Source organism: Myxococcus sp. AS-1-15 (genome assembly GCF_020037055.1).
In the GTDB taxonomy this organism is placed as follows: domain Bacteria; phylum Myxococcota; class Myxococcia; order Myxococcales; family Myxococcaceae; genus Myxococcus; species Myxococcus fulvus.
This window is the reverse complement of sequence record NZ_JAIQDF010000006.1, coordinates 493,115-517,670: the sequence shown is the minus strand read 5'-3', so window position 1 is coordinate 517,670 and position 24,556 is coordinate 493,115. Positions and strand designations below refer to the sequence as shown.

The following is a 24,556-nucleotide window of genomic DNA, read 5'->3' as shown; positions in this document are numbered from 1 at the left end:
CGCCATGCCCCAGCTCACCCTCGTCGTCGCCTCGAAGAATTACTCCTCGTGGTCGCTTCGGCCGTACCTGGCGCTCTGCCATACCGGGCAGCCCTTCCAGGAGGTCGTCATCCCCCTGGACACGCCAGGGACCCAGGACCGCATCCTCCAGCACTCGCCCAGCGGACGGGTGCCGGCGCTCCGACACGGAGACCTGGTCATCTGGGACTCGCTGGCCATCTGCGAGTACCTGGCGGAGACCTTCCCGGAGGCCCGGCTGTGGCCCGAGTCGCGCGAGGCCCGCGCGGTGGCGCGCTCGGTGACGGCGGAGATGCACTCGAGCTTCTCGCGGCTGCGCGAGCACATGGGGATGAACCTGCGCGCGCGCAAGCCGGGACAGGGGCGGGCGCCGGGCGTCGCCGAGGACATCGCCCGCATCCAGGCGCTGTGGAACGACTGCCGCTCGCGCTTCGGTCAGGGCGGGCCGTTCCTGTTCGGCCGCTTCAGCATCGCGGATGCGTTCTACACGCCGGTGGCCACGCGCTTCGTCACCTACGACGTGACGCTGGACCCGGTGAGCGCCGCGTACCGCGACACGCTCCTGTCCCAGCCCGCCTTCCAGAAGTGGGCCCAGGCCGGACTGCACGAGCCGCCCGTGGCGAAGTACGAGGACTGAGCGCGCTGGCTCACAGCCCCAGCCGGGCGAGCTGCGCGTCGAACGCGTCGGCGGTGGTGAACAGCTGCCCACGCAGCCCCAGCGCGTCGGCGGCCTCCACGAACTCCGGCAGGTCGTCGAAGAAGGCGGCCTCGCGCGGCTCGACGCCGGCGCGCTCCAGGGCGATGCGGTAGATGTCCGGCTCGGGCTTCACGAAGCCCACCTCGCAGCTCATCACCAGCGCGTCGAAGCGCTGCAGCAGCGGCAGCCGGGGCCGCAAGTACGCCGCGTGCAGCGCGTTGGTGTTGGACACCAGCACCAGCTTCACCCGGCCGATGAGCGACTCCACCCGGGGCAGCACGGCCTCGTGGGTGGTGAAGTGGCTGCTCCACAGGGGCGCGAACTCCGCCATGGGCAGCTCGACGCCCAGCGCTTCGCACACGCTCTTGCGGATGCCCTCGGCGTCCAGCGTGCCCCGGTTGGCCTCGGTCCACCCGGCGCCCATCAGCCGCTGGGCGACCTCCGCGGCGGACATCCGCGCGCACGCGCCCAGCCGCGCGAAGAGCAACGCGTTGTCGTGGAAGACGAGCACGTTGCCCAGGTCCAGGAGGACCGCCTTCACCTCCGCCATGCCTGCTCCTCGCACCGGGTCGCCTGGCGGCCCGGTCATCAGAAGGGCAGGCGAGGCTAGAGGAGCGGGACGCGCTCAGGCAAATCCCGCGCGGGCACCGTCGAGTAGTCCGAGCCCACGTCCAGGAGGACCCGCTGACGCACCCGCGTGCTCAGCGCCTTGCGCAACCTGCCGAGGAACTCCGGCGGCGCCGCGATGATGAGCTTGTCGAACGCGTGGCGGTCATGCCCCTTGTCGAGCACGCCGGACAGCTCGCGCGCGAAGCGGTCGTGCTCCAGCTCCCGACGACCCTGCGGCTCGTTCTCCCCGGGAGGACCGTGCAGGGTGCCCGCGTTGGGGTTGTCCGGCTGCTCGCGCAGCTGCTCGCTCTTGACGCGGCTCTCCTCGTGGAAGAACTCCTCGACCAGACTCCACTCCTCGCGCCCCTTCGCGTCCGTCTCGAAGAGCCGGGCCCGGCTCGCGTTCCCCACGAGAATCCAGAGCTTTGCGTCCGCCATGTGTCACGCCTCCTTAGGGTGGGAGATGAGGACCCACGCGGCGCCCGGCAACCTTCCTGTCCCGAGCCGCTCCCCCGTCGCGCGCAGGGCAGGCGGGCGTGTCACGCGGGTTTGACACCCACATCCGGAGTTCCGGTGTTCGGAACCGGACCGATCATTCCGTTGGGAATGGCAAAGGAGTAGAACGGCGGCATGCGCATTCCCGCGTTGTTGCCTGTCGCCGTGCTGGCGCTCGCGCTCTGGGCTCCGCCCGCGAGGAGCCAGGAGCAGGGTGGCCTGGGGTTGGACCTCAGCTCCGAGACGTCGTCGGAGTCCGCGCCCCAGGAGCAGCCGGCGCCGGGCATGGGCCTGGACTTGCGCGAGGGCGAGGAGAGCGCCGTGTCGCTGACGCCGCGCTTCATCCTGTTGGGGTTGGAGACGCCGGAGCGCGCGGGCTCGCAGCAGGCGTCGGCGTGGCTGCGGGAGCTGGCGAAGGGCGCGATGTCGTCCGGCATGGTGGAGTTCGCCGCGACGCCCAAGCAGGCGCGGGAGCGACTGGAGGCGGGCTACGAGGCGGCGCTGAGCTGCGCCCAGGCGTCGTGCATGATGGAGCCGGCGGAGCAGCTGGACGCGGACCTGCTGACGACGGCGCGGCTGTCGCTGGAGGACGCGGGGTGGACGCTGCGCGCGTGGACGTATGACCGCGACCGCGGCGTGGTGCACGAGGACGTGGTGTCGGGGCGCAACCCCAAGGACGAGGCCTTCCAGAAGGAGGCGGCCACGAAGCTGGGCAACCGGATGATGGCGCTGGCGCGTCCGCGCGCTCTCTTGAAGGTGAGCGTCAACGTGCCCACGGCGGTGGTGAAGGTGGGCGAGCGCATCCTCGGCGTGGGCAGCGTGGAGGCGCGGCTGGCGCCGGGCACGGTGCAGCTGGAGGTGTCCGCGGACGAGTACGCGTCCTTCACGAAGGCGGTGGTGCTCAAGCCCGGCGCGCGCGAGGAGGTCCAGGTCCGCATGGAGATCTCCGGCCCGGCGCCGGAGGGGCCCGAGGACGGCGTGGCGCGGGTGTCGTCGAAGCGGCGCGGCGGCGCCAGCACGCCCATCTACAAGCGGCCGGCGTTCTACACGGCGCTGGTGGGGCTGGCGGTGGCGGGCGCGGGCGCGGTGATGAGCATGAGCGCCAAGGACGTGGAGAAGCGGGCCACGGACACCAACGGGGACGGCATCATCGACGTGACGCGCAAGGAGATGCTGGACGCGAAGTCACAGGCCAACCTGGCCGCGGGGCTGCTCATCGGCGGTGGAGCCGTGGCGGCCGGCAGCGTGACGTGGCTCCTGGTGATTCCGTCGCGCAGCGAGCCGGCCGCGCCCGTGGGCACGGTGAGCGCGGGTGGCGCGTCCACGGCGGTGCACGTCGTCGTCGGTGGGAGCTTCTGAGCCTTATGAAGACCTTCGAATCCTGGCTGCGAGCCCTCACCGCGGTGCTGCTGCTCTCCGGCGTGGCGGGCTGCAAGGTGACGTTCCCCGACAACGCCGCCTACACCTGTGAGAAGGACGGGGACTGCGGCGGCGAGGGCTTCGTCTGTACGTCGCTGCCCGATGACGGGCCCCGGTACTGTTGCCGGCCGGAGGGCGCGGAGCGCTGCAACGGCCTGGACGACGACTGCGACGGCGCCATCGACGAGCTGGAGTCGACGTGCTTCTCGGGCGATGACGACAACCGCGGCAAGGGCGCGTGCCGCGACGGCCAGTCCGTCTGCACCCGTCAGGGCACGGTGGCGTGCGTGGGCGACGTGCTGCCCACCGTCGAGCGCTGCAACGGCGTGGATGACGACTGCGACGGCGAGGTGGACGAGGACTTCAATCGTCTCACGGACCCGTTCAACTGCGGCACGTGCGGCACGGTGTGCACCGCGCTGCAGACCTGCGTGGAGGGCGTCTGCCAGAAGCGCGGCGAGCTCGACTGCGGCAATGGCATCGACGACAACCGCGACGGGGCCACCGACTGCGCGGACCGCGACGACTGCGATGGGCAGGCCTGCGGTGTGGGGTGCGTCTGCGAGAACGGCCGGCAGACGGAGTCGGACTGCGGCAACGGCGAGGACGACGACGAGGACCGGAGCATCGACTGCGCGGACCGCGACGACTGTGAAGGCAAGTCCTGCGGCGCCGGCTGCGTGTGCACGGACGGCCGCAAGACGGAGTCGCTGTGCACGCCGGACAGCGGCGACGAGGACGGCGACGGCCGGCTCAACTGCGCGGACCCCGACTGCGAGCGCAAGGAGTGCGGGCCGGGGCTTTCGTGTAACAACGTTGGCAGCTGTGTCGAGGGCGCCTGCGACAACGGCGAGGACGACGACGGGGACGGCCAGACGGACTGCGCTGACTCGGACTGCAGCGGCCAGTCGTGCGGCGTGGGCTGCGCGTGCCGCAACAGCGCCAAGGCCGAGGCGAACTGCACCGATGGCATCGACAATGACGGGGATGGCACGACGGACACTCCCAGCGTCGACTGCCAGGACTCCGACTGCGGCGGCCAGCTGTGCGTGGCCGGTGAGCCGAACGCCGTGTGCGGCGTCACGTCGAAGCGCTGCGCCGAGGTGAGCTGCAACGACCTCGTCGACAACGACAAGGATGGCCTGACCGACTGCGCGGACACCCAGGACTGCCCGAACAACTCCCGCTGCTCGCGCCTGGTGGATGGCAACCGCGTGGCCGGCGTCTGCCGCTCGGGGGTCTGCACGTGATCCACGCCGCCCCGCCTGGATGCCCGGCCCTCGCGCCTGTCCACGAGTGGACAGTGGCGGGGGTGTCGTCGGGGCCGTGCGGGGTGGAGGGGTTCGGGGTTCGGACAGGGTCTTCGTCGACCTCCGTCTCGCGAGCACCGCTGGGGACGTGGGACGTGGGCGTTACGTGGAAGACAGAGGGGCCGCGGTGGGTTGCCGTTGGGCCTGAGCATGGAGAGTTCTTCACACCATGGGCAACGATGACCTCTTCGCGCAGACCTTGTTGTCCTCTCGCGGAGGGCCCGTGAGCGGCGAGCAACGTGTCGGCGTGGAGCTGCGGGAGGGCTCGCAGCTGGGCAGCTACCAGCTGGAGGCGCTCCTGGGCGAGGGCTCCATGGGCCGGGTGTTCCAGGCGCGTCACGCGCGGCTGGGGCGCCAGGTGGCCTTGAAGGTGCTCAAGCCCGAGCACGCGCGCGACGGCGGCTTCGTGCAGCGCTTCTTCCAGGAAGCCCGCACGGTGAATCAGATCAACCACGAGCACATCGTGGAGATCTTCGACTTCGTGGACGAGGGCGAGGGCGGCCACGTCTATTGCGTCATGGAGCTGTTGCGCGGGCAGGGCCTGGGCGCGCTCCTGAAGCAGGAGCCCCTGTCGCTCGCGCGCATCCAGCGCATCGCGGTGCAGGTGTGCGCGGCGTTGGGCGCGGCGCACCAGGTGGGCGTGGTGCACCGGGACATCAAGCCGGACAACCTCTTCCTCACCCAGCGCGCCGGGCAGCCGGACTTCGTGAAGGTGCTCGACTTCGGCGTCGCCAAGCACCTGGCCACCGAGGGCGCGGCGCCCACGGGCACGCTGGACGGGACCATCATCGGCACGCCGGCGTACATGTCCCCGGAGCAGGCCGCGGGCCTGACGGTGGACGCGCGCTCGGACATCTACGCGGTGGGCAACATCCTGTACGAGATGCTCACCGGCCACCCGCCCTTCCAGGCGGAGGCCTTCGGGCAGCTGGTGGTGCAGATCATCACCCAGCCGCCGCCGCCGCTGCCCACGCAGCTGGCGACCGGGGAGCCGCTGCCGTCCCAGCTCGCGGAGCTGGTGATGCGGTGTCTGGCGAAGGAGCCGGAGGCCCGGCCGCAGACGCTCGCGGAGGTGACGACGGGGCTGTTGCTGTTGCCCGTGCAGGTGCCCTCGTCGCCGGAGGCCGTGGCGGCGCTGGAGCCGTCGGAGCGGCCCACGCGGCGGATGCCCGTGGTGATGGGGCCCCATCGTCGCCGCGCCCTGTGGGCCGCGGGGGCGGGCGTCGTGGCGTTGCTCGCGGCCGGCGCGCTGGTGTGGCGCGGCACCGGGACATCGAGCGCGCCGGTCATCGTCCCGAGCGCGTCGGAGTCCGTCGTCTCCCCGGAGCGCGTGCCGGAGCCCCTGGTGCTGGCGGCGGCGCCCGAGCAGGTGGTGGTGCCCGCGGTGCGGCTCACCGTGCACTCCTTCCCGGAGGGCGCGCAGGTGGTGCGCTCGGACACCGGTGAGGTGCTGGGCGTCACGCCGCTGGTGCGCGAGCTGCCGCGCCGCGAGGTGCCGCTGCACCTGCGCGTGGAGCTGGCGGGGTACGTGTCCTCGGAGCGCTCGGTGCGGCTGGATTCGCACACGGAGCTGGAGGTGCCGCTGGCCAAGTCGCTCACCGCGCCGAGGGCGAACGCGAGCAAGAAGCCGAGCGCGAAGAAGCTGTCGCAGGACGCCGCCGCCTCGCGCAAGACCAAGGCGCGCTCGGCGAGCGCCGAGTCCTCGGGGCGTTAGGCCTGGCTTCGTGGCGGCGGGAGGCCCTCGCCGCCGTCTCGGCCTGGACCTTCAGCGCGAGGTGGCCGTCTGGGCGAGCACCTGCGCGGCGATGCGGGAGATGCGCTCGTCGAAGCCCGCCGCGTCGTGGAAGGTGAGGCGCACGTCGCCCACCTCGAGCTTCGCGCCGGGCGTCAGCACCACGCCCGCGTCGGGCAGCTCCCGGCCGTCCAGCTTCACGGGCCTGGCGTCGGCCACGCGGGCCACGTGCCAGGTGGCCTCGGACTGGGGCGTGAGGATGAGCTGCTCGCGCGACACCGTGGCGTCGTTGACCACCAGCGCGTTGTTCTGCGAGGCGCGGCCCAGGCGGATGGGCCCTCGCTCGGCCAGGGCCACCAGCTCGAAGCACATGGCGTCCCCGGCGGGCAGGCAGTCCTTCAGGTCCGTGAGCGGCAGCCGGGTGGCGCCCACGTTTCCGTCCACGGTCTCCGGGACGTTCCACGCGCCTGCCTCCCACACCAGCCAGGGGTGCGGGTACTTGGCGCGAAACTTCTCTTTGAGTGCCAGGTGCTGCCTCACCAGCAGCGAGAGCAGCAGTGCGCGAGCCATGGATGACTCATAACCCCTTCGGCCCCCGCAGCGCGCGAGAAGGTGCATTCCGGTGTCCACGAATCGTCTGAAACCCGGCGGGTGGCCCCCCACTCGCGCGCGGAGTGGGCCCTGTAGTACACCCGCGCCCACATCCTTCTGGAGGTCCCATGCGTCGTCTCCTGCTCGCCCCGCTCCTGCTCCTCGTCCCCGCCTGCAAGGGTGAGACGGCCAAGGACGTCACCGCCACGGTGGTGGGCAAGACGGTGGAGGTGGCCAAGGGCGCCGGCAGCGGCGTCGTCGAGGGCTTCAACGAGGGCCGCAAGGGCGCCGCCAGCGCGGACGGCTCGCGCACGCTGTCCACCGCCGAGGAGGTGGCCGCCAACACCGAGCTGTCCGTCCTGGAGGCGAAGCCCTCCCACGGCGGCGGCGTGGAGGTGGTGCTCGCGGTGACGAACAAGACGGACCAGCCGCTGCACCTCTTGGGCCTGCACGAGGGCGGCGGCGCGCAGCTGCTGGACAAGGACGGCTTCGCCACGCCGCTGCAGGCCCGCTCCCCCGGACAGTCGGCCGACTCCATCAAGGTGCCGCCCTCCGTGAAGGTGAAGGCGAGCATCTACTTCGATGGCGAGGCGGAGAAGGCCACGAAGGTCCGGGTGTGGGGGCGCGAGCTCACCGTGCCCGCCGCGGCCACCGCCGCCAAGCCGCAGCCGTAGTCCGTCCCTGCTTCTCGCCTGTCGCCGCCTGGAGTCGCGATGCGCCGTCTGTCCCTGGTCCTGCTGTGCGCGAGCCTCTCGTCCGCCTGTGATGATTCGGAGGGCGCGCCCGTCGTCCCGCCGCCGCCCTTCACCCAGTCCTATCCGGACGCGGGGCCGACGCCCGACGGGGGAGGCGGTCCGACGACGTGGGCCTGTCAGCGGCAGGCGGTGGTGAAGGGCGCGCCCATGTCGCTCCTGGCGGACCTGCAGCTCGCCATGGGGCGGGCCACGACGTCGAACGAGCGCACCCAGGCCATCGACCGCTTCGTGGAGCAGGTGGAGGCCCAGGGAGGCACGCCGCTGGTGAGCGACGCGAGCGCGGGCCGCCAGCGCGTGGCCTTCTTCGCCCGGGGCGAGTCCGCGCGCGACACCTTCGTGGCCGGTGAGTTCAACGAGTGGTCGCCCACGGCGACGCCGCTCGGGCAGGTGCGCGACACGGACCTGTACCTCGCGGAGGTGGAGGTTCCGCGCACGGGGCCGCAGCCGTACAAGCTGGTGAAGGGCGGCAGCTTCTTCGAGGACCCGCGCGCGCGCAACGTCGTGTGGGACCGCCTCAACCGCAACGACGTGGGCCAGTTCAACTCGCTCGTCTATCCGGACGCGCAGGACCCGGCGAAGGGCCGGCTCACCGCGTGGTACGACGTGCGCGCCACGGCGCTGAACGACGCGCGCGATGTCTTCGTCTACACGCCCGCGTCGTACGACGGCCCGGAGTGCCCGTCGCTGCCGGTGATGTACGTGCACGACGGCAATGAGAGCATCACCCGCGAGTCCTTCGTGGACGCGGCGGACGCCCACTACAAGGCGCGGCCCCAGGACTCGGCGGTGCTCGTGTTCATCGCGCTGCCGAGCCAGGACGTGCGGCTGGGGCAGTACACCTTCCCGCCCGCGCTCGCGCCGGGCTGGCCCACGCCTCGGGGTGACGACTACCTGGCCTTCATCGTCAATGACTTGATGCCGCGCGTGGAGTCGGGCCTGCGCGTGAAGACGGGGCCCCAGGAGACGGGCATCTCCGGCGCGTCGCTGGGCGGGCTCATCTCCGTGTACGCGGGCTTCCGCGCGCCGGAGAAGTTCGGCTTCGTGGGCACGCAGTCCGGCACGCTGTTCTGGCCGCACGACGGCGAGGTGGACCGCAACGACGGCAACGCCATGGTGGTGCGCGCGAGCGCGGACCCGGTGGTGCCGGTGCGCTTCTACGTGGACCACGGCTCACCCTCTGCGGGCTGCACGCGCGACGGCGAGCAGGGCGCGGACGACTGTCAGTCCAACCTCCAGTTCGTCTCCGCGCTGCGCAACAAGGGCTACGGCGTGGTGCACGTGAACGAGGTGAGCGGCGCGCACGACTGGGCCTTCTGGAAGAAGCGCCAGCCGGGGCTGCTGTGCGCGTTCCGCAACACGGACGCGAAGGAGTGCGGCCTCTAGGCGCGCACTCCCTCGGCGACGCCGCTACAGCTTCGCGGCGATGGCCCGCGCCAGCCGGTGCGGGGCCTCGGCGTCCAGGTTGAGGAAGAGGGCGGGCTCGGTGACCTCCACCTCCTGCAGCCGGGTGACGCCTTCGTTGTCGGTGGCCACGTCCACGCGGGCGTAGAGCAGCGGGGCGCCCATGGCCTCGAGCACGCGCTCGGACAGCTTCAGCTCCTTGGCGTCGGGCGCGAAGAGGGTGGGCTCCGAGAAGCCGCGCGGCGCGGACTTCAGCGTGGGCGGGCGGCGCACCGCGTGGCTGAAGACGCCGTCGAAGAAGATGTAGCTGCGCTCTCCCTCCGACTCGAAGGCCCGGAGGTAGGGCTGCACCATGAGCTCGCTGGTGGCGGAGAGTCGGGTGACGAGCGCGTTGCCGGCCGCGGCCTCGGCGCGCGGGATGATGTGCGTCTCCACGGCGCCGGCGGACACAGCGGGCTTGAGGACCAGCGTGTCCCAGCCCCGGGCGCGGGCGACGATTTCGAGGTCCAGGGTGCCCTCGCGCTCCACCCACGCGGTGGGCGTCACGGGGATGCCCTTCTCCTCCAGCTCGCGCAGGTAGAACTTGTGCGTGTTCCAGCGCAGCACGTCGGCGGGGTTGTGGAGCTTCGTGAGCCGGCCGACCTTCTGGGCCCAGGCGACGAAGGTGTCGCGGCGCAGGTGGCTGTCCCAGGTGCTGCGCACCACGGCGAGGCGCACGGTCTTGAAGTCCACCGTCGGGTCGTCCCAGACGACGGGCCGCGCATCCAGGCCCAGCGCGCGGAGCGCGGGGAGCAGGGGACGCTCGAACTCGGCGAGCTCGGGCATGTCTGAATAGGTGAGGACAGCGACATCCATGGTGAAGGGCTCCAGGTGGGGCGCCGAGGGGTGTGGGCGGTGGCCGGGCACGGACGCCTCGGACAGTCGAGGCGGACCGGGCGGCGCGCATCGACACGATACGTAGCGCGCGGTCGTCCGGGCAGCAGGAGTTTCGCGGGGGCTCGCACTGTGATGGTCAGCGGCGTGGGGAGGTGTGCTCCGGCTTCACCGCGGGAGCGCGCGGAGCGCGGCCCTGGGGCGCGTGCTCCCTCGGTGTGTCGTCAGCGCCTCACGCCGAGCGCGCCGATACGGGCACACGCGCGGGAGCCTCGGGCGAGGCCTGGGCCGCCTTCTCCTGCTGCTGCCGCTCCGACGCCTCACGCAGGACGCCCGCGAGCAGCGCCTGTCCCCGCGGATACGGCGCGGCTTCTCCCTCCAGCGCGAGCAGCTGCTGCCGCAGGATGGCCCCGCTGGCCGTGCGCTGCTCGGGCCGCTTTTCGAGCAGCCCCATCACCGCCGCGTCCAGCGCGGGCGGCACCTCCGGGTTGAAGCGCGAGGGCGGGAGCACCTCCTGGTCCAGCGTGGCGCGCAAGAGCGCCTCCTGCGTGGAGCCCTGCAGCGCGCGCCGCCCCGTGAGCGCCTCGTGCAGCGTCAGGCCCAGCGCGAAGAGGTCCGCGCGCCCATCGAAGGGCCTGCCCGCGGCCTGCTCGGGCGCCATGTAGCCCAGCTTGCCGCGCACGCTGCCCGCGGCGGTGAGCTGCGAGCGCGCCGAGTCCCGCGCGATGCCGAAGTCCGACAGCTTCACGTCGCCGAAGCGCGACACCAGCACGTTGGGCGGGTTCAGGTCACGGTGCACCAGCCGCAGCGGCTGTCCATCCGTGCCCGTGCGGCGGTGCAGGTAGTCGAGCGCCGACGCCAGCTCCGCCCCCAGGAACGTCACCGCCGCCACCGGCAGCGGCCTGCGCGCAAGCCCCCGCATCAGCGTGCTCAGCGGCATCCCATCCACGAACTCCATGGCGAGGAAGTACGTGCCCCCGTGCCGCCCCAAATCGAAGACCTGCACGATGTTGGGGTGGTTGAGCGACGAGCACAGCTCCGCCTCGCGGCGGAACATGGCGACGAAGTCGTCGTCGTCCGCGAACGAGGGGAGGATGCGCTTGAGGGCCACCTGCTTCTGGAAGCCGCCCTCCGGGCAGTACGTGGCCCGGTACACCTCCGCCATGCCGCCCGCGCCCACGCGCTCGTGCAGCACGTACTTGCCCATCACCTCCTGCTCGCGCAGCGCGGACAGCGCCCCCCGCGTCAGCTGAAGGAAGTGCCGCGCCAGCGTGGCGGTGAAGACGCCCGCGGCCACGAAGAAGAAGGCCCGCGTGGCGATGAAGCGCGGCGTCAGCGTGATGAGCGCCGACTCCGGCAGCAGCGGCTGGACGAAGAGGAAGTAGATGCCCAGGTACTCGGCGGCCACCAGCAGGCCCGCGGCCAGCGCCAGCCGGGGGTTGCTGCGCAACGTCGCGAGCGTAATCAGCGTGGGCCAGATGACCAGCGTGGGCGCGGTGAGCGCGTAGATGGGCCCCTGGAAGCGCAAGTCGAACGCGAGCACCACCGCGGGGATGCTGACCTCGATGGCCACGTTGAGCCAGGGGATGGCCGGATGGAACGCGCCCGAGCGCAGCACGCGCCACAGCGCCGTGTAGTAGAGCGCCAGCACCGCCGACAGCCCCATCAGCGCCTGCGTCAGCCCCCAGCCCAACGAGGGACCCAGCGCCGCCGCCACCACCACCGACGCGCCCGACAGGCCCGCCATGAAGCGCGCCACGGACAGCTCACGGCCCTGCGCATCGCGTCGTAGGTGTCCGTCGAGGAAGCGGGAGACGGGGCTCGTCAGGGTGTGGGCGGTCATCGGCTTCTCAGTCTACAGAAAGGTGGGAAGCGGCTGCGGGGGGTGCACCCGAGCCCCTTGCATTTCGCCAGGGTGGATTGCCCCGGGGACGTCTGTCGCTGAAATGTTTCACAGGCTACTCTGCGCGGCGTTTCAAGTACGTGCCGTCCGCGCACCCAGGCGGGTGCCATCAGGAGACCCCCGAGATGCGAATGTCGCCTCGCTCGTTGTTGGCCGCGCTCAGCGCGGTGTTGCTGTTCCAGGTCGGGTGCTCGCGGGAGGACCCGAAGCCCTGTGAGGGGACGGGCTGCACCCAGGCCGCTGTCTGTGGCAACGGGGTCCAGGAGGAGGGGGAGGCGTGCGACGACGGCAACAAGGTGGGCGGCGACGGCTGTGAGGCGGACTGTACCTCCACGCCCACCCGGCCGCAGGCGGCCTGTGGCAACGGCCGGCTGGAGGGCACGGAGGTCTGCGACGACGGCAACCTGACGGGCCAGGATGGCTGTGAGGCGGACTGCTCGCTGACGCTCACGCGCTGCGCGGCGGCGGACGCTCCGCCCCTGGCGAGCGGCGCCACGTGCGAGGTCTCCAAGCCCGGCAACGGCGCGCGCCTGTTCACGGGCCTGGTGCTCAAGGACGACGAGACGCTGGTGGGCGGCCAGGTGCTGGTGGACGCCAGCGGCGTCATCACCTGCGCGTCGTGTGACTGCTCCGCGGAGGCGGGCGCCGCCGAGGCCACGCACGTGGCGTGCCCCACGGGCGTCATCTCCCCGGGCCTCATCAACACGCACGAGCACGTCACCAAGCAGAACGGTCCGTTCGCCATGACGGACGAGCGCTACGAGCACCGGCTGGACTGGGTCGTCGGCCTGGGCAACCACACGCGCATCGCCAACAGCACGCGCTCGGCGGTGGACGCGGTGAGCTACATCGAGCTGCGCCACCTGCTGGCGGGCACCACGTCCATCGCGGGCCTGGGCGGCGCCGCGGGCCTCTTGCGCAACGTGGACCAGCCGATCAGCCGTCTGGAGGGCCTGGACCAGTGGAGCACCGCGTCCGTGGACTTCCCGCTGGGCAGCCGCGAGACGGACATCAAGACCAACACGTGTGACTACGTCAGCATGCCGCGCACCTCGGGCCTGCCGAACCACGGCACGTACCTGCCGCACCTGGCCGAGGGCATCGGCGAGGAGGCGCTCAACGAGTTCCGCTGCCTGTCGACGGGCATCAACGACGTCATCCAGCCGCGCACGTCCCTCATCAGCGCGGTGGGCGTGACGGCGAAGGAGATTGCGCTGATGGCGGAGCGGGGCACGGGCCTCATCTGGTCGCCGCGCTCCAACGTCGCGCTGTACGGCGACACGGCGATGGTGACGGCGTACAAGCGGCTGGGGGTGAACATCGCGCTGGGCACCGACTGGGTGCAGTCGGGCTCCATGAACCTGCTGCGCGAGCTGAAGTGCGCGGACACGCTCAACACCGTGCAGTTCGACCGGGCCTTCAGCGACGTGGACCTGTGGCGGATGGTGACCAGCCAGGCCGCGGAGGCGGTGGAGATGCAGGCCGGGGTGGGCCGCATCGCCCCGGGCAAGCTGGGCGACCTGGCCATCTACTCGCTGCGCACGCACGCCGCCTCTCCGCACCGCGCGGTCATCAGCGCGGAGGCCGCGGACGTGGTGCTGACGATGCGCGGCGGCAAGGCGCTCTACGGAGACCAGGCGCTGGTGGGCGCGCTCGTGTCCGGCGCGGAGCCGTGTGACGCGCTGGACGTGTGCGGCAGCGGCAAGACGGTGTGCGTGCAGTCGGAGCTGAAGAAGACGCTGGCCACGCTGGAGGCCGCCAACCCGGAGGCCTACAAGCTGTTCGCCTGCGGCGTGCCCGAGGGCGAGCCGGTGTGCGTGCCCCGCCGCATCTCCAACAACCCCAGCTTCCCCGCGTCGGTGAAGCGCTCGAACGTGTACTCCGGCGAGAGCCGCTCGGATGACCCGGACGGCGACGGCCTGAAGGGCAACGCCGACAACTGCCCGTTCGTCTTCAACCCCATCCGTCCGATGGACGGCGGCAAGCAGGCGGACTCGGACGGCGACGGCGTGGGCGACGCGTGCGACGTGTGCCCGCTGAACGCGAACACGACCACGTGCACGACGTACACCGCGGGCGACGACGACCATGACGGTCACCCCACGTGGCAGGACAACTGCCCCTACGTGGCCAACCCGGACCAGGCGGACCAGGACGGCGACGGCAAGGGCGATGCGTGCGACGCGTGTGCCTCCGACCCGAACCCGGGCCACCTGGGCTGCTCGGCCGCCTCGGTCCACGAGCTGAAGACGCAGGACGGGGATGGGCGCTATCCGTGGGTGGGCAAGACGGTGTCGTTCAACGACGTCGTCGTCACGGCGCTGGTGCGCGGCGCGCTGACGGAGATGGGCTTCTGGGTCCAGGTGCATCCGCTGCCGCCGGGCCTGGGCGTGGAGAACTCGGGCATCTACGTGTACGCGCCCAAGGACGACCTGGTGGTGGGGGACCGGCTGGACATCGTCACGGCGACGCTGACCATCTACCAGGGGCTGCCGGAGCTGGTGGACGTGAAGTACCGCAAGCGTGGCGCGGGCAGCGCGCTGCCGACGCCGGTGGCCGTCACCACCGCGGACGTGCGGACCGGTGGGCCTCGGGCGAAGGCGCTGGAGGGCGTGCTGGTGGACGTGTTCGACGTGACGGTCTCCAGCGGCGTCGACTCCTTCTCGCAGTTCCTCGTCAACGAGAGCGGGGACCCGGGGCAGGCGGGGTTGATGGTGGATGACTTCGCCTACAGCTACCGGGACCCGGCGGTGGGGACGAAGTACGGCGCGCTGCGCGGGGTGCTGACGTACATGTTCAGCGACTCGAAGGTGTTGCCGCGCAGCTCGGCGGACCTGATGCCGCCCATGCCGACGCTGGCGAGCTTCGGGCCGGGGGCGTACGTCCGCCTGGGCGGGACGGGCGCGGTGAGCACCTTCCCGCAGGTCCTCACGCTGACGCTGTCGGGCACGTACACGGAGGCCATCGACGTGGCCGTCACCTCCAGCAACAGCGCCGCGCTGCGCGTGGTCAACGACGTGGTGCGCGTGCCGCGCAACCAGAGCTCGGTCGAGGTGAAGGTGGAGGCCCTGGCGCCCGCGGAGAGCGTGGTGCTGACGGCCACGCTGCGCGGGGTGTCGCGGCAGGCCACGGTGCGCGTGCTGGGCCAGGACGAGCAGGCGCTGGTGGCGCGATTGTCGCCCGCGGAGGTGACGATGGTGCCGGGCGGCTCGGTGACGTACACGGTGTCGTTGGACCGGCCCGCGGCGGACAACGCGTCCGTGGCGCTGTTCGCGGTGCCGGAGACGGGGTTCGGCACCTTCACGCCGGCGGTCTCCGTGCCGGTGGCGAAGAACGCGCTGCAGACCACGTTCACCTTCACGCTCGACGAGGCGGCGGCGGGGCCCTCGGGCACGGTGACGGCGGTGGTGGGGACCAGCCAGGCCAGCTCCACGGTGACGGTGGACCTGTCGTCGCCCAGGCTCGTGTCGCTGTCGCCGGCGGGGCCGGTGTCCGTGCGGTACGGCGAGACGCAGGAGTTCCGGGTGACGTTGTCCTCGGCGCCCGCGCAGGACCTGGCGGTGACGTTGGGGGCGGCGCCGGGGACGGGGGTGACGCGCTACGGCTCGGTGCCCGCCACGGTGACGGTGCCGGCGGGGAGCACGGAGGCCACGTTCCTGTTCACCGCGGACGCGGAGGGTGAGGGGACGGGCACGGTGACGGCGTCGCTGCTCGGCGTGAGCCGCGCGGCGACCGTCACGGTGACGCCGCCTCCGGCGAAGCTCGCCTCGCTGACGCCCGCGACGGCGACGGTGTTCTTCGGGGCGAAGCAGGGCTTCACGGTGACGTTGGACCGCGCGGCGCAGGCGGGTGGCGCCGTCGTCGCGGTGGCGCTGACGCCGGAGACGGGCCTGGGGACGCTGGAGTCCGCCACGGTGACGGTGGCGGAGGGACAGCGGACCGCGCAGGCCCTCTTCACCGCGGGCACCGAGGCGGCGACGGGGACCTTGAGCGCGACGTACGCGGGGGTGACGCTGACGGCGCAGGTCTCCACGGCGGAGCGCCCCGAGCTGAATCACCTGGTGGTCAACGAGGTCGACTACGACCAGCGCAGCACGGACACGCGGGAGTTCGTGGAGCTCTTCAACCCGACGCCGGCCGCCGTCTCGCTGGATGGGTTGTTCCTCGTCTACGTGAACGGCGGCGTGGCGCAGCCGGCGAGCTACGCGAAGATCGATCTGAAGAGCGTGGGCACGCTGGGGCCTGGGGAGTACCTGGTCGTGGGACCGGAGGCGGTGATTGGCGTGCTTCGTGACCAGCCGGGCGTGAAGGTGTTGCTGTCGACGACGGCCATCCAGAACGGTGGCACGGCGAGCAGCCCCTCCGCGGACGCGGTGGCCCTCTACGACAGCCTCCAGGACGCGATTGTGGACTCGCTGTCGTACGAGGGCCCGGTGATGCAGGCCACCATCAGCGGTTCGCAGAAGCGGTTCGACCTGCAGGAGGGGCCGCGGAGCACCGCGGGCCTGGTGGACATCGACACGGTGGAGGGCTCGCTGTCGCGGATTCCGAACGGCTCGGACACGGACGACAACGTGGAGGACTTCCGGTTCACCACGCAGCTGACGCCGGGGGCGCCGAACGTGCTCGTCGCGCCCTGATGTGAGTCTGGGTTGAGGTTCGGGCGGCTCCCGGTGTCCGGGGGCCGCCCGGGTCGTTGCTGGGGTCAGTCGTTCTTGCGCGCGAGGGCGCCGTTGGCCAGCAGGCCGTCGAGGGCGGCGGCCATCGGGTCGTAGTCGAGGGTGGCGCGGAAGAGGTTCTGGTACATGAGCGCGCCCATGTAGCCGCCGAAGATGCCCTGGGCGGCGACGTGGGGGTCGAAGTCCTGGCGGAACTCACCGGTCTTCTGGCCGTGGCGGAGGATGCCGCCGAGGATGTGGGAGTACAGGCCGAGCTTCTCGCGGATGGCCTCGGCGACGCGCTCGTTGGAGTCGGCGGCCTCGGCGGCGAGCATGCCGAAGAAGATGCCGCACTCGCGATGCTCCCCGAGGAACTCGTGGGTGCGGCGGGTGAAGGCGAGGAGCTGCTCGCGGGCGGAGAGGGAGCGGTAGTGGGCGAAGAGGGGTTCGAAGGCGATGACGTAGCGTTGGTGGAGCTCGTCGATGGCGGCGAGGAGCAGGTCTTCCTTCGCGGGGAAGTGCCAGTACAGGGCGCCGGGCGTCATGTGGATGGCGCGGGCGAGGTCGGCCATGGTGGTGGCGAGGAAGCCACGCTTGGCGAACAGGGTGATGGCGGCTTCGAGGATGTCCACGCGGGTTCGCGCGGAGCGTTCCTGCTTGAGCTCTCGTTTCGCTGGTTCCTTGCCCATGGCGGCGAAAACCATACCCCGAGGGTCTCGGGTCACCAGCGTCACCGTGTGGATTTCGGGCGGAACGCTAACGGGTGGGCAGCTCGTGGAAGGTGAGGCCGGACAGCTCCAGGCGCTGCACGGCGTGCATGAAGCGCTCGGTGACGACGCTCACGGTCGCGAAGTTGCCCACGCGGAACAGGTCCAGGTCCGGAGGCAGTGAGGCTGCGTCCAGGATGGGCTCATCCGGGAGGCGGAAGTACCGGTGGCCACACAGTTCGCACGGAGGGGGCACATCCGGAGGGATGCAGTCCGGGTGCAACTGGCCATGAGGCTCGAGCTGGAGCTCCAGCAGCTCCGGTGGGTTCTTCTTGCGGAAGCGCAGCTCGGTGGGGCCGCCGAGGAGGCCGCGGATTCCTTCGGCCTGGAGGCGCTCGAAGGCATCCTTGCGAACCACCCAAGGCAGATGGCCCAGGGACGTGAACGCGCCGAAATCTCCGGACGCGGTGCCCACGAGGGGGCCGAAGAGTGTGCCGGGAAGGAGCAGGGCGTTGGGTGGCGCGAGAGGTCGCACCAGCTCTCGGAGCCGTGCGAATTCGGCGAAGGGTTCGGGGCGGGCTCGCTCGAACTCGCGGCGCTCCGGCAGTTGGGACAGGTCTACGGCCGGGTACAGGAGCCCAGAAGTAGCCCAGGTGGTTTTGCAAGCGGGGCAATGGACGCCAGGAAGGCCCCACTTGTGACTCGCGTCGAAGCTCGCCGTGACGGTTGCCTTGTTCTCGCGCAGCCGAAAGTACCGGATCATGAGTGAGAGGCTCTCATGTCCCGGGACGCTGGTAGTAGGGTCGAATGGGCCCGCCCACCAGTTCGAAGCGGTGGATCAACTCACCCGCGAACCGGAAGATCTCCGTTGGAGGAGCGCCTGGGTTGTTTGCCATGAATTCGCGCCAGGCATCATTCCACGCCCCTCCTCGTGCGCCTCCATCATGGATGCGTCGATGGACATGGAGTGGAATGGGCATGGTGTAGTCGTGGATCTTCACCCCCTGTCGGTCGAACCACCTGGCGAGGTCCGATGACTGGGGAAAGATGTGGTGCTTCTCCCAACGTCCCTTCGGGAGCTGATGTGAGGGCGGGATGACCTGGGAGGGCGCGCCGTTCCAGTTGGGGAACGTCATCACCCAACCCTTGGGAAGTTGCTGCGCGCCTCCCCAGTTCCTCCTCGGTCCACTGCCCGGAGCCGCGGCGGCGGCAGGTGGCCGCGAGGGAGGAAACCGCGTCAGCTCGATGGCGCCGGGCGTGCTCTCGCAGGGATAGAACCCACAGGTGTCTCCCAGACACAGCAGGGTGACGCACTGGTCCTCGCTCGAGGCGTCGCACTCGGTCTCCGCCTCCTCCCAGGCCTGCTGTGCCACGGAGGGCGCGACGCTGGCGCAGCCCAGCCAGGAGACGGCGAACAGCGAAAGGCAGACGGCGGGTCGGGTTCGCATGGTCAGACAGACCTAGCATCCAGGTCTGTCATGACTTGTCAGGCCAGCAGCGTCACCTTCACGATTTCGGGCGGCGCGCCGACGCGCAGCGGAGGCCCCCAGAAGCCCGTTCCACGGCTGACATACAGGTGCTTGCCGTCCTCCTGGAAGTGTCCCGCGTCGTGCTCCCAGATGGCCGACACCGCGAGCGTGAAGGGGAAGAACTGTCCTCCATGCGTGTGCCCCGACAACTGCAATCCCATCCCCGCCTGCGCCGCCACCCGCCAGTTCGAGGGCTGATGCGCCAGCAACACCGCCGCCCGCTCCGGCTCGCGCCCCTTCACCGCCGCCTCCAAGTCATACCCGCGCACGCCCGTATGCCCGCCGGACCAGTCATCCACGCCCACCAGGTCGAACGACGCCCCCGCATCGCCAATCCTCACATGCCGATTGCGCAGCACCTGGATGTCCATTCCCTCCAGCGCCTGCGCCCACGCGTCCTGGTCCCAGTAGTACTCGTGGTTCCCCGTCACGAAGTACGTCCCGTGCCCCGCCCGGAGCTCCCGCAGCGCCGCCACCGCGGGCCCCAATGACGCCACCTTCCCGTCCACCAAATCACCCGTGATGGCCACCAGGTCCGGACGCAAGTCATTGCACCGGGCCACCAGCTCATCCATGAACCGCCGCTGGATGACCGGACCCACGTGGATGTCACTCAGGTGGACGATGGTGAACCCATCCAACGCCTTCGGCAGCCCCGGCAGCTTCACCGCCACCTCGTTCACCACCGGCGGATGGAACGCCCGCCACGCCCCGTAGCCCGTCAGCCCTCCCGACGCGAGCAACGCCCCGCCCGCCGTGGCCCGCGCCAGGAACCGCCGCCGCTCCACGTTCACCTCTGCGGGCGCCACCTCCACCTCCAGCCCGCTCCCCGTGCCCTCCACCACGGCCATCAACCCGCCCGCCACCACGCTCCCCGTGTCCGCCTCCGGCACGCGCGCACGCGTCAGCCGTCGACCCAGCGCCCGTGCACCGCCGATGCCCCACAGCGCGAGCAGCAGGTACAGCGCCGCGCCCATCCACATCCACACGCCCGTGGCCACCGCGAACAACGCGTCCATCGGCAGGAAGCGCGTCACGGACCAGGACAACACCAACAACGTGCCCAGCGCCGTCAGCACCCCCATCCCCACCCGCCGCCATCGCGCGTCCTCCAGCGTGTCCGCGAACAGGCGCCGATACAGGTAGATGTGGACGGCCACGGTGATGAGCCCCGTGAGCACCGCGAAGACGATGAAGCGCGCCGGTGAATCCATGTCCCCCAATACTCCCCCGAGCCCCACGCGCCGCAAGGCGCTCCTCCGTGAAGAAACGTGAATCACCCCGCGTGTGCGCCCATGGCCCGCCTGCCCGCCCGGGAGGCACCAGGGTCCCTCCTGACGCGGGCCGATGACGCGACGTCACGTGCACGCCCGGGCGAGCAAGCTCACGCTCCGTGCTTCTCATTCCCCAAGGACACGATGTATGGACGGCCGCTTCTCGCTGGAGGCTGAGTGATGCGGATGGACAACCTGAGGGTGGGCGCGGGTCTCCCACTGTTCCTGGTGCTGGGCCTGCTGCTCGCAACGGGATGTGACGGTACACCCTCTCCCGAGGCCCTCCCCGAAGCGCGGACCTCCCGCTCCCTGGAGGCCGCGTCGTCCCGGGTCGCCGCTGGTGGCCAGCACTCGCTCTACGTCACCCCGCTCGGCACCGTGTGGGCCTGGGGTGGCAACGCGTCCGGACAGCTCGGCTCCGGCAGCATGTCCTTCCAGCGCGTCCTCGCCCGACAGGTGCCGGGACTGAAGGACGTCCTCGCCGTCTCGGCCGGCAACCTCCACTCGCTCGCGCTGCGCTCGGACCGCACCGTGTGGTCCTGGGGCGGCAACACCTCCGGGCAGCTCGGCGATGGCACCCTCGTCGACCGCGCCACGCCCCGTCCGGTGCCCGGCCTCTCCGAGGTGGTGTCGGTGGCCACCGGCGAGTTCCACTCGCTCGCGCTGCGCTCGGACGGCACCGTGTGGGCGTGGGGCAGCAACTTCTACGGACAGCTCGGCCGGGGCCACACGCAGCAGGGCCCCTCGCCCGCGCAGGTGGTGGGCCTGACGGACGTGGTGGCGCTCGCGGCGGGCTTCGACTTCTCCCTGGCCGTGCGCTCGGACGGCACCGTGTGGGCGTGGGGCGCGAACGCCTCCGGTCAGCTCGGCGACGGCACCACCACCCAGCGCCTGTTGCCCAAGCAGGTGCTCTCGCTCGACGGCGTCACCTCCGTGGCCGCGGGCCTCTATCACGCGCTCGCGCTGCGCAAGGACGGCACGGTGTGGAGCTGGGGCAGCAATGGCTCCGGGCAGCTCGGCGACGGGTCGTGGGCGGACCGCTCCACGCCGATGCAGGTGCTCGACGTGAAGCACGTCCGGTCCGTGAGCGCGCAGGAGGCCGGCTCGCTGGTGCTGCTCCAGGACGGCACCGTGGCCGCGTGGGGCCGCAACACGCAGGGACAGCTCGGCGACGGCACCACGAACGACAGCAACTTCCCGGTGAAGACGAAGGGGCTGGGCTCGGTGACGGAGCTGTCCGCGGGAACCCAGCACGCGCTGGTGCTGCGCGCCGACGGCACGCTGTGGACGTGGGGCGGCGGCGCCTCCGGTCAGCTCGGCCATGGTGGCGCGGAGCGCCTGCTGTCACCCGAGGTCGTCACGCGCCTGTCCGGTGTCACCGCCGCCGCGTCCGGCAGCTTCCACTCCCTGGCCACGCTGTCGGACGGCTCGGTGTGGAGCTGGGGTCGCAACGCCAACGGGCAGCTCGGCGACGGCACCACCACCGAGCGCATCGCGCCGGTCCGGGTGACGAACCTCACCGCCATGGTCTCCGTCGCCGCGTCCGGGCATCACTCGCTCGCGCTGCGCTCGGACGGCACGGTGTGGAGCTGGGGGCGCAACGCCAACGGGCAGCTCGGCGACGGCTCCACGAGGGACCGCGCCATCCCCGCGCCCGTGGCGGGGCTCCAGGGGGTGACGTCGCTGGCCGCGGGGGGCGGGCATGTGCTGGCGCTGCGCGCGGACGGCACCGTCTGGGCGTGGGGCTACAACGGCGTGGGGCAGCTCGGCGACGGCACGACGAAGGACCGCCTCACTCCGATACAGGTGCCCGGCCTGTCCGGCGTGGTGGCCGTGGCCGCGGGCACGTACTTCTCGCTGGCGCTGCGCTCGGACGGCACCGTGTGGGCGTGGGGCGACGGCTTCGAGGGGCAGCTGGGGGATGGGACCGGAGCCCAGCGCGTCGCGCCGGTGCAGGTGGTGGGGCTGACGCGCGTGGTGAAGCTCGCGGCGGGTGGGGCGCATGGGCTGGCGGTCCGCGACGACGGCACCGTGTGGGCCTGGGGCGACAACGCGGACGGACAGCTCGGTGACGGCTCGTGGACGGACCGCTTCCGCCCGGTGCAGACGGCGGGGCTCACGGGCGTCGAGTCGGTGTCCGGCGGCCAGTATCACTCGATGGCGGTGATGAAGGACGGGACGCTTCGCTCCTGGGGCGCGAACACGTACGGCCAGCTCGGCGATGGAAGCATCGCGTCGCGCGTGGTGCCCGGTGGAGTGCCCGGCATGTCGCAGGTGAAGGTGCTCGGCGCCAACTACATGCACGTGCTCGCGGTGCGCCGCGATGGGCGGCTCCTGGCGTGGGGCTACAACCGCTTCGGCCAGCTCGGCCTCGGCGCGGTGGGGTGGAGCGCGCAGCCCGTCCTGGTGCTGGGGCTGGGCCAGGGACGGCGGCTGTCGGCGGGCAGCTCGCACTCGATGCTGGTGCGCTCCGATGGTGGGGTGCTGGCGTGGGGACAGAACACGTCCGGACAGCTGGGGGATGGCACCACCACGCATCGCGCGGCGCCCATCGCCGTGCAGGGCTTGCCGTGCACGCGCTCGGTGGCGACAGGGGCGCGGCACTCGCTGGCGCTCGCGTGTGATGGCTCCGTCTGGGCGTGGGGCGCGAACGCGCGCGGACAGCTCGGCGACGGCTCGCTCAAGCCGCGGGTCACGCCGGTCCCCGTCAGTGGCCTGGAGGGGGTGGTGGCCGTGGCCGCGGGCGGTGACGCGTCGATGGCGTTGCGCGCGGATGGCTCGCTGTGGACGTGGGGCGCCAACGAGCGCGGGCAGCTGGGCGATGGCACCCGTCTGGACCGCACCACACCCGCGCCGTTGAAGAGTCCGTCGAACATCGCCTCGATGGTGATGGGCGTCGGACATGCGCTCGCGGTGGGCATGGACGGCGCGGTGTGGGCGTGGGGGACGAATGACAGCGGGCAGCTCGGCGATGGGAGCACGGTGTCCAGCGCCGCGCCGATGCGGGTGAAGGGCCTGGAGGCGGCGACGGGCGTGAGCGCGGGGCTGTCCTACTCGCTGGCGGTGCTGAGTGACGGCACGGTGTGGGCGTGGGGCGCGAACACCAGCGGTCAGCTCGGCGACGGCACCAACGAGTCGCGCGGCACGCCGAAGCCCGTGCCGCTGCTCGCGGGCATCAAGGCGGTGGCCGCGGGCGCACATCACGTGATGGCGCTGAGCCAGGACGGCACGGTGTGGGGGTGGGGCGACAACGGCTACGGGCAGTTGGGGGACGGCACGCACTTCCTGCGCTTCAAGCCGGTGCCGGTGGTGGAGCTGTCCAGCGTGGCGGAGGTCGTCGCCGGTGAGCAGCACACGCTGGCGCTGCTGGGCGACGAGAGCGTGCGCTCCTGGGGCAGCCACGAGTATGGCCAGCTGGGTGACGCGGAGTCCGGCCCGCGGACGATGCCCGTGGACGTGAAGCTGCCGACGTCGAAGGACTTCGCGCCCGTGGTCACCGTGCGCGCCTGGCATCAGCATGCCGCGGCGGTGCTGGCCGACGGCTCCGTGCAGACGTGGGGCATCAACTCCCACGGGCAGCTCGGGGATGGCACCACGGAGAGCCGGTCCATGCCCACGACGGTGGAGGGCCTGACGAAGATGCGCGACGTCGCTCCGGGCGCGTGGCACACGCTGGCGCTGGCCGAGGACGGCACGGTGTGGGCGTGGGGCAACAACGTCTTCGGACAGCTCGGCGACGGCACCACGACGAACCGCACGCGGCCGGTGCAGGTGCTCGGCCTCCTGAATGTCGTGGCCATCGCCGCGGGCAGCTACCACTCGCTCGCGGTGGACGCGGACGGCGCCGTGTGGAGCTGGGGCTACAACGTCTTCGGACAGCTCGGCGACGGCACGGCCGAGGCGCGCGCGTTGCCCACGCGCATGGTGGACATCGACGGCGCGGTGGCCGTGTCGGGCGGAGACCATCACTCGCTGGTGCTGCGCGGCGACGGGACGCTCTGGGCCTGCGGCCACAATGCCTACGGGCAGCTCGGCGAGGGGACGGCGACCAACCGGATGACCCCCATGAAGGTGATGGACCTGGAGGGCGTGAGCGCCGTGCAGGCGGGGGGCTACCACTCGCTGGCGCTGCGCTCCGACGGGACGGTGTGGTCCTGGGGCGACAACAGCCACGGTCAGCTGGGCGATGGGAGCCTGTCGACGCGCATCTACCCGGAGCCCGTTCCGGGCCTCTCGGCGGTGAAGCGCCTGGGCGCGGGCGCCTACCACTCCTTCGCCGTGGGCGACGAGGTGTGGACGTGGGGACGCAACTCGCACGGGCAACTGGGCACGGACGACTGCGACAACCGGCTGGAGGCGACGCCGGTGAAGGGGCTCGCCGGCGCGAGGATGGTGTCGGGCGGCGGCGAGTTCTCCGTGGCCCTCGACATGGAGGGACAGGCGCGCAGCTGGGGCACGAACTTCCATGGCACGCTGGGCGTGGGGCTCCCCGGTCAGCGGGCCGTGCCGGGCGTCGTGTCCCTGCCCTGAGTCGAGTCCTCGTCGTCCGGAGCGGGCGTGGCCCCACCGCTCCGGGCGCCGTGCC

17 protein-coding genes are annotated in these 24,556 nt (G+C 71.5%); 8 read left to right on the top strand and 9 right to left on the bottom strand.

The features are described 5' to 3' along the window. Positions 1-4: 4 nt before the first annotated feature. The gene (locus K8625_RS19950) at positions 5-655 is read left to right on the top strand and encodes a glutathione S-transferase family protein (RefSeq protein WP_223745950.1); all 651 of its coding nucleotides are present in this window, start codon (positions 5-7) and stop codon (positions 653-655) included. 10 nt (positions 656-665) lie between these two features. On the opposite strand, the gene K8625_RS19945 is transcribed toward K8625_RS19950, so the two are convergent. Then, entirely contained in the window at positions 666-1,265 is a 600-nt protein-coding gene (locus K8625_RS19945; protein ID WP_223783599.1) for an HAD family phosphatase, read from the bottom strand. A 56-nt stretch (positions 1,266-1,321) separates the two neighbouring features. After that, positions 1,322-1,762 (bottom strand): host attachment protein, encoded by a 441-nt coding sequence (locus tag K8625_RS19940; RefSeq protein WP_046711014.1) that lies wholly within the window; start codon positions 1,760-1,762, stop codon positions 1,322-1,324. Between the two features lie 192 nt (positions 1,763-1,954). On the opposite strand from K8625_RS19940, the gene K8625_RS19935 reads away from it, so the two are divergent. The 3 genes from K8625_RS19935 to K8625_RS19925 all read left to right on the top strand — a co-directional run bounded on the left by K8625_RS19935 (position 1,955) and on the right by K8625_RS19925 (position 6,262). Further along, positions 1,955-3,178 (top strand): hypothetical protein, encoded by a 1,224-nt coding sequence (locus K8625_RS19935; protein WP_223783598.1) that lies wholly within the window; start codon positions 1,955-1,957, stop codon positions 3,176-3,178. A 5-nt stretch (positions 3,179-3,183) separates the two neighbouring features. Further along, on the top strand, positions 3,184-4,488 hold the full coding sequence (locus K8625_RS19930) for a MopE-related protein (protein ID WP_223783597.1): 1,305 nt from the start codon (positions 3,184-3,186) through the stop codon (positions 4,486-4,488). A gap of 229 nt (positions 4,489-4,717) precedes the next feature. Then, complete coding sequence (locus K8625_RS19925) at positions 4,718-6,262, top strand: serine/threonine-protein kinase (RefSeq protein ID WP_223745953.1); 1,545 nt, start codon at positions 4,718-4,720, stop codon at positions 6,260-6,262. Between the two features lie 51 nt (positions 6,263-6,313). Here K8625_RS19925 and K8625_RS19920 read toward each other — a convergent pair whose 3' ends face one another. Further along, positions 6,314-6,850, bottom strand: coding sequence for an FHA domain-containing protein (locus tag K8625_RS19920; RefSeq protein ID WP_141328968.1), 537 nt, complete (start codon positions 6,848-6,850; stop codon positions 6,314-6,316). A 149-nt stretch (positions 6,851-6,999) separates the two neighbouring features. Between K8625_RS19920 and K8625_RS19915 the strand changes: the two genes are divergently transcribed. Continuing rightward, a complete protein-coding gene (locus K8625_RS19915; RefSeq protein ID WP_223745954.1) occupies positions 7,000-7,545 on the top strand; it encodes a hypothetical protein in 546 nt (181 codons plus the stop codon). 39 nt (positions 7,546-7,584) lie between these two features. Next, a complete protein-coding gene (locus K8625_RS19910; RefSeq protein WP_223783596.1) occupies positions 7,585-9,009 on the top strand; it encodes an alpha/beta hydrolase-fold protein in 1,425 nt (474 codons plus the stop codon). A 24-nt stretch (positions 9,010-9,033) separates the two neighbouring features. Here K8625_RS19910 and K8625_RS19905 read toward each other — a convergent pair whose 3' ends face one another. Both K8625_RS19905 and K8625_RS19900 read right to left on the bottom strand, forming a co-directional pair. Continuing rightward, entirely contained in the window at positions 9,034-9,882 is an 849-nt protein-coding gene (locus K8625_RS19905) for a RimK family alpha-L-glutamate ligase (protein WP_223783595.1), read from the bottom strand. A 250-nt stretch (positions 9,883-10,132) separates the two neighbouring features. Next, positions 10,133-11,743, bottom strand: a complete 1,611-nt coding sequence (locus tag K8625_RS19900; protein ID WP_141328976.1) for a serine/threonine-protein kinase — start codon at positions 11,741-11,743, stop codon at positions 10,133-10,135. A gap of 185 nt (positions 11,744-11,928) precedes the next feature. On the opposite strand from K8625_RS19900, the gene K8625_RS19895 reads away from it, so the two are divergent. Continuing rightward, a complete protein-coding gene (locus tag K8625_RS19895; RefSeq protein WP_223783594.1) occupies positions 11,929-16,443 on the top strand; it encodes an amidohydrolase family protein in 4,515 nt (1,504 codons plus the stop codon). A 65-nt stretch (positions 16,444-16,508) separates the two neighbouring features. Here K8625_RS19895 and K8625_RS19890 read toward each other — a convergent pair whose 3' ends face one another. From K8625_RS19890 to K8625_RS19875, 4 genes are all read right to left on the bottom strand, one after another. Next, positions 16,509-17,150 carry a TetR/AcrR family transcriptional regulator gene (locus K8625_RS19890; RefSeq protein ID WP_223783593.1) on the bottom strand — a complete coding sequence of 214 codons (642 nt, stop codon included), beginning with the start codon at positions 17,148-17,150 and terminating at the stop codon, positions 16,509-16,511. 67 nt (positions 17,151-17,217) lie between these two features. Further along, on the bottom strand, positions 17,218-17,931 hold the full coding sequence (locus K8625_RS19885; RefSeq protein ID WP_223783592.1) for a double-CXXCG motif protein: 714 nt from the start codon (positions 17,929-17,931) through the stop codon (positions 17,218-17,220). Between the two features lie 13 nt (positions 17,932-17,944). Further along, positions 17,945-18,616 carry a TIGR02269 family lipoprotein gene (locus K8625_RS19880; RefSeq protein ID WP_223783591.1) on the bottom strand — a complete coding sequence of 224 codons (672 nt, stop codon included), beginning with the start codon at positions 18,614-18,616 and terminating at the stop codon, positions 17,945-17,947. A gap of 38 nt (positions 18,617-18,654) precedes the next feature. Next, positions 18,655-19,911 (bottom strand): metallophosphoesterase, encoded by a 1,257-nt coding sequence (locus K8625_RS19875; protein WP_223783590.1) that lies wholly within the window; start codon positions 19,909-19,911, stop codon positions 18,655-18,657. A 240-nt stretch (positions 19,912-20,151) separates the two neighbouring features. On the opposite strand from K8625_RS19875, the gene K8625_RS19870 reads away from it, so the two are divergent. Beyond that, positions 20,152-24,501: an RCC1 domain-containing protein gene (locus K8625_RS19870; protein WP_223783589.1), complete on the top strand. Its 4,350-nt coding sequence runs from the start codon at positions 20,152-20,154 to the stop codon at positions 24,499-24,501. Positions 24,502-24,556 lie beyond the last annotated feature (55 nt).

Excerpts from the sequence above, each read along its gene's own strand:
- K8625_RS19895 (WP_223783594.1), top strand. The coding sequence starts at position 11,929 with ATGCGAATGTCGCCTCGCTCGTTGTTGGCCGCGCTCAGCGCGGTGTTG.
- K8625_RS19945 (WP_223783599.1), bottom strand. The coding sequence starts at position 1,265 with ATGGCGGAGGTGAAGGCGGTCCTCCTGGACCTGGGCAACGTGCTCGTC.
- K8625_RS19900 (WP_141328976.1), bottom strand. The coding sequence starts at position 11,743 with ATGACCGCCCACACCCTGACGAGCCCCGTCTCCCGCTTCCTCGACGGA.
- K8625_RS19885 (WP_223783592.1), bottom strand. The coding sequence starts at position 17,931 with ATGATCCGGTACTTTCGGCTGCGCGAGAACAAGGCAACCGTCACGGCG.
- K8625_RS19935 (WP_223783598.1), top strand. The coding sequence starts at position 1,955 with ATGCGCATTCCCGCGTTGTTGCCTGTCGCCGTGCTGGCGCTCGCGCTC.
- K8625_RS19880 (WP_223783591.1), bottom strand. The coding sequence starts at position 18,616 with ATGCGAACCCGACCCGCCGTCTGCCTTTCGCTGTTCGCCGTCTCCTGG.
- K8625_RS19950 (WP_223745950.1), top strand. The coding sequence starts at position 5 with ATGCCCCAGCTCACCCTCGTCGTCGCCTCGAAGAATTACTCCTCGTGG.
- K8625_RS19870 (WP_223783589.1), top strand. The coding sequence starts at position 20,152 with ATGCGGATGGACAACCTGAGGGTGGGCGCGGGTCTCCCACTGTTCCTG.
- K8625_RS19940 (WP_046711014.1), bottom strand. The coding sequence starts at position 1,762 with ATGGCGGACGCAAAGCTCTGGATTCTCGTGGGGAACGCGAGCCGGGCC.
- K8625_RS19920 (WP_141328968.1), bottom strand. The coding sequence starts at position 6,850 with ATGGCTCGCGCACTGCTGCTCTCGCTGCTGGTGAGGCAGCACCTGGCA.
- K8625_RS19910 (WP_223783596.1), top strand. The coding sequence starts at position 7,585 with ATGCGCCGTCTGTCCCTGGTCCTGCTGTGCGCGAGCCTCTCGTCCGCC.
- K8625_RS19925 (WP_223745953.1), top strand. The coding sequence starts at position 4,718 with ATGGGCAACGATGACCTCTTCGCGCAGACCTTGTTGTCCTCTCGCGGA.
- K8625_RS19915 (WP_223745954.1), top strand. The coding sequence starts at position 7,000 with ATGCGTCGTCTCCTGCTCGCCCCGCTCCTGCTCCTCGTCCCCGCCTGC.
- K8625_RS19930 (WP_223783597.1), top strand. The coding sequence starts at position 3,184 with ATGAAGACCTTCGAATCCTGGCTGCGAGCCCTCACCGCGGTGCTGCTG.
- K8625_RS19875 (WP_223783590.1), bottom strand. The coding sequence starts at position 19,911 with ATGGATTCACCGGCGCGCTTCATCGTCTTCGCGGTGCTCACGGGGCTC.
- K8625_RS19905 (WP_223783595.1), bottom strand. The coding sequence starts at position 9,882 with ATGGATGTCGCTGTCCTCACCTATTCAGACATGCCCGAGCTCGCCGAG.
- K8625_RS19890 (WP_223783593.1), bottom strand. The coding sequence starts at position 17,150 with ATGGGCAAGGAACCAGCGAAACGAGAGCTCAAGCAGGAACGCTCCGCG.